Origin of the sequence: Corallococcus interemptor, assembly GCF_003668875.1 — a bacterium.
GTDB classification, from domain to species: Bacteria; Myxococcota; Myxococcia; order Myxococcales; family Myxococcaceae; genus Corallococcus; species Corallococcus interemptor.
This window is the reverse complement of sequence record NZ_RAWM01000207.1, coordinates 1-9,822: the sequence shown is the minus strand read 5'-3', so window position 1 is coordinate 9,822 and position 9,822 is coordinate 1. Positions and strand designations below refer to the sequence as shown.

Here is a 9,822-nt window from a genome sequence, read left to right as displayed (position 1 = left end):
CGCCCCAGCAGCGCCAGCCCCCCCACGAGCCCGGCCATGCTCACCAGCACCACCGCTCCCGCCGCCACCTTCCGGCCGGCACGAGGAGTCGCCGGGGATTTGCCAGCAACCTCCACCGGCTTGAACCACGTGGACCGCTCACCCCGGGCCGCGGGCAACAGACTTCCCGCCGACGGTGTCGCGGGATCCGTCGCCGCGTCGCGCTCATCGCTCCCAGGCGCCGTGAGAGCGGGTGCCTCCATCGACACGCGTGAGGGCACCGGGTCCCAGGACGTGCCCACCCGGGCAGGCATGGGCGTCGTCACCGCCTCCCCTCTTTCGGGCGGCTTCACGACAGGCGCGGGCCGGACCAGCTCCGCCGTCTCCCGCCCCTTCGCGGGCGTGGACGCGGGCGTCCCCTCCACGCCCTCCATCACCTGCGCCACCAGCCGGGCAATCTGGTACGCGCCCACGGGCTCGCCCAGCGACAGCACGAAGCGCTCCAGGTCCGCCTGGAACGCCCGGCAGTCCGGATACCGCTGCTCCCGGTCCTTCGCGAGCGCCCGCTCCAGGATCCGCTGCATCGCCTCCGGCAGGTCCGGCCGGCGCTTCAGCGCGGGCACGAACGGCTCGAAGAGGATGGCCTGCATCATGGCCACATCCGTCGTCGCGTCGAACGGACGCTTCCCGGTGAGCAGCTCGTAGAGCACGATGCCCAGCGCGTACACGTCCACGCGCCCGTCCATCGCCTTCGCCTGGAGCTGCTCCGGCGGCATGTACGCGATCTTCCCCTTCACCACCCCCGTCGCCGTGCGGTGGCTCTGCCCCGCCACCTTCGCGATGCCGAAGTCCACCACCTTCACCGCGCCCTGCCGCGACACCAGCACGTTCTCCGGAGAGATGTCCCGGTGCACCAGCCCCAGCGGCGCCCCCGTCTCCGGGTCCGTCAGCTCGTGCGCGAACGCCAGCCCCTCCGCCGCGGACGCCACCATCTTCGCGCACACCGCGGGCGACAGCGGCTGCTTCAGCTCCGTGGAGCGCTTGATCAGCCGGCGCAGCGTGGGCCCGTCGATGTACTCCATCGCCAGGAAGTAGCTGCCGTCCACCTCGCCGAAGTCGAAGATCTGCACCACGTTCGGGTGGTCCAGCCGGGCGGCCAGCTGCGCCTCGCCCAGGAACATCTCCACGAACGCCTCATCCTCCGCCAGGTGCGGCAGGATGCGCTTGAGCACCAGCGTCTTCTCGAACCCACGGGGTCCCGCCGCCTTCGCGAGGAACACCTCGGCCATCCCGCCCGTGGCGAGCTTCCGCACCAGCTGGTACTTCCCCAGTTGCATGGACGGAGAGCTTTCCCATGGTTCACTGGAAAAGTGAAACCCTCCGCGCGGGCGAGCGTCCGGTGGCACGCGAGGAACATCCGAACGTTTGACCCTGACACGACGTGGTCCGTAGGATCCGCCCTCCCATGCCTCCCAAGGCCATTGGTCCCTACCGCGTGTTGGAGACGCTCGGCAGTGGCGGGGCCGGGACCGTCTATCGGGCCCTGGACCGCCGCAGCAACGACGAGGTCGCGCTGAAGCTCCTGTCGACGGGTGGCCCGTCGCTGGACGACCGCGCGGCACGACGGCTCGCGCGCGAATTCGAGACCCTGGCGGACCTGTCCCACCCCAACGTCGTGAAGGTCTTCGAGGCCGGCATCCACGCGGGCCAGCCGTACCTGGCCATGGAGCTCATCGAAGGGCTCACCCTGCGCCACTACCTGGACGTGAGCTTCAACGACCTGCACACGCCCACGCCCTCCTCGCGAGGCCCCTTCTCCCTGCGCCGCACCGCCGACGACGACTTCGGCAGCGAGGACGGCCCGGACGAGGACGACGACGGCAGCGAGGACGACGGCACCTTCGACCTCAACGCCTTCGCGGAGGAAGCCCCCAGCGAGGACCTGGCCAGCTTCCACGGCGCCGGGGAGGACGACTCGGACGGGCTGCCCGGGGTGGACCCGCGCCGCGCGGGCGTCCGCGCGCCGCCGCCCTCGCGCACGCCCGCCACGCCGAAGCTGGCGGACCTCAACCGGCCGGAGCGCATGGGCAAGCTGAAGGACGCCATGCTCCAGGTGTGCGAGGCGCTGGCGTACATCCACGGCCACGGGCTGGTGCACCGGGACCTGAAGCCGTCCAACATCATGGTGGACGACGACCGCCAGGTGCGGCTGATGGACTTCGGACTGGCCAAGTTCCTGGCGGACGACGCGGGCATCACCGCGGACGGGAAGCTGGTGGGCACCTACCGGTACATGGCCCCGGAGCAGATTCTGGGCGAGCCGCTGGACGGACGCGCGGACCTGTACAGCCTGGGCGTCATCCTGTACGAGCTGCTGAGCGGGCGTCCGCCGTTCGACGCGAAAACGCCGCACGAGCTGTGGCGCCAGGTGCTGGAGACGGAACCTCCGCCGCTGCTCGCGCTCAACCTGCATGGCGACCCGCAGCTGGCGCGGGTGGCCCATCGCCTCATCCGCAAGGAGCCGGACGACCGGTTCCAGACGGCCGAGGAAGTGTACGAGGCCCTCTCCGAGTGACCACGACGACGACGCACACCCTCACCGTGGACGCCGCCAAGGCGGGCCAGCGGGTGGACCTGTTCGTGGGCGAGGCCCTGGGCCTGTCCCGCGCGCGCCTGAAGCGCCTCTTTGAAGAAGGCCTGGTGCGCGTCAACGGCCGCCCCGCGAAGAAGGGGCTCACCCTCGCCGCCGGCCAGACGGTCACCGCCACGGTGGAGGAGGCCCCGCGCGAGGCCACGCCCGACGCGGACTTCCCGCTCGTCGTCCTGCACGAGGACGAGGCTCTGCTCTTCGTGGACAAGCCCGCCGGCCGGCCGTCGCACCCGCTGCAGCCGGGCGAGACGGGCACGGTGGCCAACGCCCTGGTGGCGCGCTACCCGGAGGTCGCGCAGGCGTCACAGGACCCGCGCGAGGGCGGCCTGTGCCACCGGCTGGACGTGGAGACGTCCGGGGTCGTCGCGGCGGCCCGCACGCGCGAGGCGTGGACGGCCGTGCGAGAGGCCTTCAGCAACCGCGCGGTGGACAAGCGCTACGTCGCCCTGGTGACGGGCCCGCTGGCGGACGAGGGCGAGGTGGAGGTGCCCCTGCGCCACCACCCGCGCCACCCGGACCGCGTGGAGCCCGCCCCCTACGGCGCCGAGGACGCCCGCGAGGCGCTGTCCCACTTCCGCGTGCTGGCCCGGTCCGGGGACTACAGCCTGGTGGAGGTGAAGATCCTCACCGGCGTGCTGCACCAGGTGCGCGCGCACCTGGCGGGCGTGGGCGCGCCGATCGTAGGGGACGCGCTCTATGGCGGCCGTGAGGCGCCGGAGCTGGGGCGGTTCTTCCTGCACGCCCGCTCGCTCACCGTGCCGCACCCGGTGACGAAAGAGCCCGTGAAGGTGGAGAGCCCGCTGCCGCCGGACCTGGTGGCGGAGCTGGGGCGGCACGGGCTGTCGTGGCCCGTGGCCGGCTAGTCGCCCATCACCTTGACGATGACGCGCTTGCGGCGCTGGCCGTCGAACTCCGCGTAGAAGCACTGCTGCCAGGGGCCCAGGTCGAGCTTGCCGGCGGTGACGGGAATCAGCACCTGATGGTGGACGAGCATGGACTTCAGGTGCGCGTCGCCGTTGTCCTCGCCGGTGCGGTGATGGCGGTAGTCCGGGCCGTGGGGCGCCAGGTGCTGGAGCCAGTCCCAGATGTCCTCGTGGAGGCCGGGCTCGTCGTCGTTGACGAAGACGCCCGCGGTGATGTGCATGGCGGACACCAGCACCATGCCCTCCTGGATGCCGCTCTTCTTCACCAGGGAGGCCACGGTGTCCGTGAGGCGCACCAGCTCCCGGCGGGCCTTCGTCTCGAACCAGAGGTATTCGGTGAGGGTCTTCATGGCTCGCACTGTCAGAGGGGACCACTAGAGTGACTCACGCCATGCGAGCCATCCTCCACGTGGACATGGACGCCTTCTATGCGTCCGTCGAGCAGCGCGACAACCCGTCCCTGCGGGGCAAGCCGGTCATCGTTGGCGGGCATGCACAGCGTGGCGTCGTGGTGGCCGCGTCCTACGAAGTGCGCCCCTTCGGCGTGCGCAGCGCCATGCCCATGGCCCGTGCGGTGAAGCAGGCGCCGCACGCCATCGTGGTGAAGCCGCGCTTCTCCGCCTACGCGGAGGCCAGCGAGCACGTGTTCGCCATCTTCGAGCGGTACACGCCGCTCATTGAGCCCCTGTCGCTGGACGAGGCCTTCCTGGACGTCACGGCGTCGGTGGGGCTGTTCGGCGCGGCGGCGGACATCGCGAAGCGCATCCGCCAGGAGATTGCCCACGAGCTGAAGCTGCCGGCGTCCGCGGGCATCGCCACGGCGAAGTTCGTGGCGAAGATTGCCTCGGATCTGGCCAAGCCCAACGGCCAGCGCGAGGTGCGCCCGGAGGAGACGGTGGCGTTCCTCGCCGGGCTGCCGGTGTCTCGGCTGTGGGGCGTGGGGCCCAAGACGGAAGAGGCGATGAAGCGCGCGGGGCTCATCACCATTGGGGACGTGGCGGCGCGGGACGCGGACTGGCTGGAGGAGCGCTTCGGCGCGGCGAGCGGCAAGCACCTGTGGGAGCTGTCGCACGGCATCGACGCGCGGGACGTGGTGCCGGACCGGGCGGCCAAGAGCGTGGGCGCGGAGGACACCTTCGACGAGGACCTGACGGGCCTGGACGCGCTCAAGCCGCACGTGCACGCGCAGGCCCTGCGGGTGGCCCGGCGGCTGCGGCGGGCGTCGCTCAAGGGCCGGGTGGTGCAGCTCAAGCTGAAGTTCTCGGACTTCACGCTGATCACCCGGCGCACCACGCTGCGCGAGGCCACGGATGATGGACAGCTCATCTACCGCGCCGCGCTGGAGCTGCTGGAGCGCGCGCACGAGGGCAAGGCGTTCCGGCTCACGGGCGTGAGCGTGCAGCTGGACGAGGACGAGCCGCAGCTGGGCCTGTTCCCCGCGGCGGCGCCGAAGTCGTCGAAGCTGAACGAGGCCATGGACCGCATCGCGGCGCGCTTTGGCAGCAAGGCCATCACCATGGCGGACATCGCGGGGGCGGAGGCGTCGGACGACGACCACCACCGCTCCGAGAAGCCAGTGGACAAGCCGAAGCGGTAGCGCGTCCCCGGACACGACAAGGGCCGGAGCACCTGAGCGCTCCAGCCCTCTCGCTGCATCCGGCTGCGACGGGAGTGCTACCCCTCGCCCGCGTCGGAGCCGGAGGACGCCGGGCGTTCCGCGCCCGAACCGCTGCCCTCTCCGCTCCCGTTGCCACGGCGGCGGCGACGGCGGCGGCGCTTGCGGCGGGGGCCTTCCGCGTCCGCTCCGGAGTTCGCTCCGGCGCGCGGCGGCGGCACCTCACCGGCCTGCCAGGCCTCCAGCGCCTCGCGGCCCTCGCCCGTGGCCTCCACCGTCATCGCGTAGACGGCCAGCGCCTCGTTGAAGAGCGGGTGGCGGCGGAAGGCGCCCGTCTTGCGGCGGCGCTCCCCGGACAGCGTGCGCTGCATCAACAGCAGCATGCGGCAGCGCTCGGCGATGCGGCGCGGCAGCCGCGCGGACTCCACGAAGCCCGCCAGCAGGTCCTCGATGACGCGCGACACCGACGCGCGGCCCTCGTCCTGCGACTCCTCCACCGGCGGCTGCGCGCGGCTGATGGGCACCAGCAACGCCGCCAGCAGGATGGCGTCGTCCAGCACCTCTCCGGCCGACACGCGCTTATCCAGCGCCTGCGCGAAGGCGTAGAAGGTCTTCTCCCCCTCCTTGCCGTTCTCACGCAGGTACTCGTCCACGGGGGGCAGCAGAATCTTGAGCGCGTCCAGCGCCGCCAGCAGCTTCAGCGCCGGGGCGGACACGCCGCCGCGGATGAGCCGGAACGTCTCCTCCAGGAGGCGCGCGGGCGCGCGGGCGCGCAGCGCGGCAGGTCCTCCACCGCGCCCTCCATGGCCGCGTACGTGCGCGACTCGATGTCCAGGTCCAGCTTCGCCGCGAAGCGCACCGCGCGCAGGATGCGCACCGGGTCCTCGCGCATGCGGATTTCCGGGTCGCCAATCGTCCGGATGAAGCGCTCATCCAGGTCGCGCCGGCCGCGCACGTAGTCAATCACCCGGCCTTCGGCTGCGTCGTAGAACAGGCCGTTGATGGTGAAGTCGCGGCGGCGCGCGTCCTGCTGCGCGGTGCCGAAGACGTTGTCGTGCGTGATCAGCAGGTCCTCGCCGCCCTGCCCGTCGTCCGAGCCCGGCGCGCCCGCCGCTCCCGCGCCCGCCGCTGGCTCCAGCTCCGTGGGGTTCGCGCGGAAGGTGGACACCTCCACGATCTTCCCGCCCTTGAAGTAGACGTGCGCCAGCCGGAAGCGCCGTCCAATCAGCCGGCAGTTGCGGAAGATGGCGCGCACCTCGCCCGGGTGGGCGCTGGTGGCCACGTCGAAGTCCTTGGGCTTCTTGCCCAACAGCAGGTCGCGCACGCAGCCGCCCACCAGGTACGCCTGGTGCCCGTGCTGGTGCAGCCGCAGCACCACCTTGAGCGCGTCCGGGTCCATCTCGTCCGGGTCGATTTCGGCGGGCTCGCCCGTGCGGGTGGTGGTGGGCGCCTGCAGCTCCGGCTCGTTCGCGGCGGGCTCCGGCTCCGGCTCCAGGATGACGGCCTCGGGCTCCTCGGCTTCGTCACCCGCCTCGGCGGCGGCCTGCGCGTCCTCCGCCTCCGCGGCCTTCAGGGCCTCGGTGGCGGCACGGATTTCGTCGCTGACCTCGGGGCCGGCGTCCTCGGCGTCGTCATCGTCGTCGAACCCGTCGTCCTCCGCCGCGTCCGTGGAATAGGCCGGTTCGGCGGGGTCCGTGGGGGCCCGGTGGGGGGTTTCAGTGTCGCTGGGGTGCTCGGCGGAGTCCGCGGGCACCTGGGCCTCGGTGCGCTCGGTGCGCTCCTCGGGGCCCGTCAGGTCCAGGGGGGAAGACATGGAAAGTACCTCGTGCGCGGACCCGGATGCCGTGTCCGCCGCCGCCTCGAAGGAGGCCTCTCCGCGCGCGTCGTCTCCGGGCGCGGCTGGCAGCGTTCCGCCTTGGGGCGGGGGATGGATCGGGTCTCGCGTCATTCGACTCGGCAGGGCAGCCGTCTAGCACGCATCCTCCCACCCATGGGGGTCCGTGCTTAAGGACATTCTTCAGGGACGTCGGGGGTTCCGCTGGGGCCCCCCTGCCCGCCCTCCGTGCGCCCTCTGCCCGTGGCCCGGGCGCCTCCACCGGATAACACCCGGGGCACGCCCCGGCCTCACGGGGAGCCCCGCCGCTGGAGGGGCCCCCGGGCAGGCAGGCAGGCCGCCACAGCCGCCCGGCGCCTCAGGTGGGCGGCTTGAGGGTGCGCGCCTTGTGGGTCCGGGGCAGCGCGTGGGAGATGAGCGACACGTAGTCCACCGCCTGCACGCGCGGTGGGGGTGGCTGCGTGCCCAGCGCGGCCAGGCGCTTGCTGAACGCGGCCAGGATGTCCGGCATGGGCCGCATGGCCTTGAGCAGGGCGTTGGGCCCCTCCATCGCCTGCGACAGCGCGATGGCGGCCTGTTGCAGCGGCAGCCCGCGCCGCAACAGGTCCTGGAACGAGTTCGACAGCGTGATGATGTTGTGCCCCGCCGTCTGCACCATCTCCACGGCGATTTTCAGCACCTGCGGCGCCGTGAGGTGGCCGTCCGCCAGCAGCACCAGCGCCGCCTGGAAGTAGTTGAAGATGGGCACCACGCGCGGGCCGTAGGGCGTGAAGTGCGCGGGCGGCGTCAGCTTGTCCAGGTGGATGAAGATGCGCCGCACGGGGTCCGCGATGGGGATCTTCTTCCACGCCTCCTGCACCCGGGCGGCGTCGTCCGGATACACCCCGCCCGCCTCCAGCACCTGGGACAGCACGCGCTCGTCCACGCGCCCCGCGATGAGGTCCGCGTAGAGCGAATAGATGAACGCGTCCGCCTCCGCGTCGTCCCCGAAGAGCACCTCCTCCGCCTCCACCGGCGCGTGGACGCGGCTCTCCAGGATGGCGGGCAGCTTGTAGCCCACCTGGCCGCGCAGGGCCCGGAAGCGCCCGCGCAAGAGGTTGCCCACGTTGTCCTTGAGGACGAACTCGTCCCACTGGATGCCGTCCAGCTTGAGCTTCTCCTCCAGCACCGCGCGCATCTGCTTGGGGCTGCCGGACACGATGCACAGCCGCGAGTCCCCCTGCTCCGCCAGCTCGCGGATGAGGGCGGAGGCGCCCGGGATGGCGACCTTCTCATGGGCCTTCTGGAACGCCGTGCGGAACAGGTCGCGCAGCGACTCGAAGTCCGTCTGGAGGTACGTCTTGTCCAGGTCCCACCGGTAGATGCGGCGCGGGGGACGCGGGTCGATGCGGTCCGGCAGGCTCACTTCGCCAGGCCCTCCTGGATGGCGGTGCCCAGCTCGTTCGCCACCGCCTTCGCGGCCACCTTGCCCGCGTTCGCGATGGCGCGCGCCTTGGAGCGGCCGTGCGCCTTGATGAAGATGCGGTCGAACCCCAGGATGGGCGCGCCGCCGTACTGCTCCCAGTCCGTGATGTCCTTCAGCCGCTCAATCCCGGAGGACAGCATGGCCAGGCCCGCGCGCCAGCGCAGGCTCTCCTTGTAGGCGTACTGGGCCAGCTCCATCACCGTGTCGTGCACGCCCTCCAGCATCTTCAGGCACACGTTGCCCACGAAGCCGTCGGTGACGATGACGTCCACCGTGCCGCGCGGGATGTCGATGCCCTCCACGTTGCCCGTGAAGTTGAGCCCCGGCATCTGCGACAGCCGCTGGTGCGCCTCCACCACCCGGGGCGGGCCCTTCTGCGGCTCGACGCCGTTGGACAGGAGCGCCACCTTGGGCCGCTCGTTGCGGGAGATGATGCGCGCGTAGGCGGAGCCCATGACGGCGAACGCCACCAGGTCCTCCGCGGTGGCCTCCACCGTGGCGCCCACGTCGAGGATGAGGCTGAACGGGTCCTGCTTCGCGCCGCGCACGCCCCGCGTGGGGTACACCGTGGCCAGGGCCGCGCGGCGCACACCCGGAATCAGCTGGAAGTGGCGCTTGCACGCGAGCACGCCCGCGCCCGTGTTGCCCGCGGAGACGAGCGCGTGCGCTTCCCCTTCCGCCACCAGCCGGGCGGCGACCGCCACGGAGGACTCGGGCTTGCGCGCCAGCGCCTCGCCGGGCTTCTCATCCATGCCCACGAAGTCCCCCGCGTGGTGCACGGAGATGCGCTCCCCGTTGTGCTTGATGCTCGCCAGGGCCTCGTCGATGACCGGCCGGTCCCCCACGAGCAGCGCGTGGATGTGCGGAGACTCCAGCGAGAGCTGGGCAGCGCCTCGCACCACCTCCGCCGGGCCGTGATCGCTCCCCATCACGTCGAACGCGATGGTGATGTGCTGCGGCTTGCCCACCATGTTCCCCATCCTATGAGCTTTGCTCCGCGCCTGCTCCCGACATTCGCACCTGTGTCACCAGGGACAGTGCCAAAAGTCCACCCAGCGCCACCAGCACCGCGCCCGTTCCGTAGGGGGCCGTCGGGCCCAGCCGGGTGAAGAGCAGCCCGCCCAGCGCCGGCCCGATGATGCGGCCCAGGGACCCGGACGCCTGATAGGCCCCCAACACCGCCCCCTGCCGCTCCATGGGCGCGTGCAGGGACACCAGCGCGGACAGGCACGGCGTCACCAGCGCGGACCCCACGGCCAGCAGCCCCATCACTGGAAACAACCACCCGTACGACGGGGCCACGGGCAGCAGCGCCAGCCCCGCGGCCGTCAGCCCGAAGCCCACCACGGCCACCGG

8 protein-coding genes and 1 pseudogene are annotated in these 9,822 nt (G+C 71.8%); 3 read left to right on the top strand and 6 right to left on the bottom strand.

Annotation, left to right across the window (positions count from 1 at the left end):
• Positions 1-1,316, bottom strand: a 1,316-nt coding sequence (locus tag D7X96_RS37740) for a serine/threonine-protein kinase (protein ID WP_244219864.1), incomplete at its 3' end; no start/stop codon positions are given.
• A gap of 128 nt (positions 1,317-1,444) precedes the next feature.
• On the opposite strand from D7X96_RS37740, the gene D7X96_RS37735 reads away from it, so the two are divergent.
• Positions 1,445-2,554, top strand: coding sequence for a serine/threonine-protein kinase (locus tag D7X96_RS37735; RefSeq protein WP_121722582.1), 1,110 nt, complete (start codon positions 1,445-1,447; stop codon positions 2,552-2,554).
• The gene (locus D7X96_RS37730) at positions 2,551-3,492 is read left to right on the top strand and encodes an RluA family pseudouridine synthase (RefSeq protein ID WP_121722583.1); all 942 of its coding nucleotides are present in this window, start codon (positions 2,551-2,553) and stop codon (positions 3,490-3,492) included. The genes D7X96_RS37735 and D7X96_RS37730 overlap by 4 nt, the downstream gene beginning before the upstream one ends.
• Here D7X96_RS37730 and D7X96_RS37725 read toward each other — a convergent pair.
• Positions 3,489-3,902 carry a secondary thiamine-phosphate synthase enzyme YjbQ gene (locus D7X96_RS37725; RefSeq protein ID WP_120552836.1) on the bottom strand — a complete coding sequence of 138 codons (414 nt, stop codon included), beginning with the start codon at positions 3,900-3,902 and terminating at the stop codon, positions 3,489-3,491. The genes D7X96_RS37730 and D7X96_RS37725 overlap by 4 nt on opposite strands.
• Before the next feature lie 41 nt (positions 3,903-3,943).
• Between D7X96_RS37725 and D7X96_RS37720 the strand changes: the two genes are divergently transcribed.
• On the top strand, positions 3,944-5,149 hold the full coding sequence (locus tag D7X96_RS37720) for a DNA polymerase IV (protein WP_120552835.1): 1,206 nt from the start codon (positions 3,944-3,946) through the stop codon (positions 5,147-5,149).
• 77 nt (positions 5,150-5,226) lie between these two features.
• Here the strand turns inward: D7X96_RS37720 and pcnB are convergent.
• The 4 genes and pseudogenes from pcnB to D7X96_RS37700 form a co-directional block, all read right to left on the bottom strand.
• Positions 5,227-6,980, bottom strand: a pseudogene (gene pcnB / locus D7X96_RS37715) (polynucleotide adenylyltransferase PcnB).
• A 379-nt stretch (positions 6,981-7,359) separates the two neighbouring features.
• Positions 7,360-8,406: a phosphatase domain-containing protein gene (locus D7X96_RS37710; RefSeq protein WP_120552833.1), complete on the bottom strand. Its 1,047-nt coding sequence runs from the start codon at positions 8,404-8,406 to the stop codon at positions 7,360-7,362.
• Positions 8,403-9,437, bottom strand: a complete 1,035-nt coding sequence (gene plsX, locus D7X96_RS37705; RefSeq protein ID WP_120552839.1) for a phosphate acyltransferase PlsX — start codon at positions 9,435-9,437, stop codon at positions 8,403-8,405. The genes D7X96_RS37710 and plsX overlap by 4 nt, the downstream gene beginning before the upstream one ends.
• Positions 9,438-9,447: 10 nt before the next feature.
• Positions 9,448-9,822, bottom strand: a 375-nt coding sequence (locus tag D7X96_RS37700) for an MFS transporter (RefSeq protein WP_121771899.1), incomplete at its 5' end; no start/stop codon positions are given.

Bases quoted from the DNA above. Each gene is read 5' to 3' on its own strand.
- D7X96_RS37735 (WP_121722582.1), top strand. From the start codon at position 1,445: ATGCCTCCCAAGGCCATTGGTCCCTACCGCGTGTTGGAGACGCTCGGC.
- D7X96_RS37725 (WP_120552836.1), bottom strand. From the start codon at position 3,902: ATGAAGACCCTCACCGAATACCTCTGGTTCGAGACGAAGGCCCGCCGG.
- D7X96_RS37720 (WP_120552835.1), top strand. From the start codon at position 3,944: ATGCGAGCCATCCTCCACGTGGACATGGACGCCTTCTATGCGTCCGTC.
- plsX (WP_120552839.1), bottom strand. From the start codon at position 9,437: ATGGTGGGCAAGCCGCAGCACATCACCATCGCGTTCGACGTGATGGGG.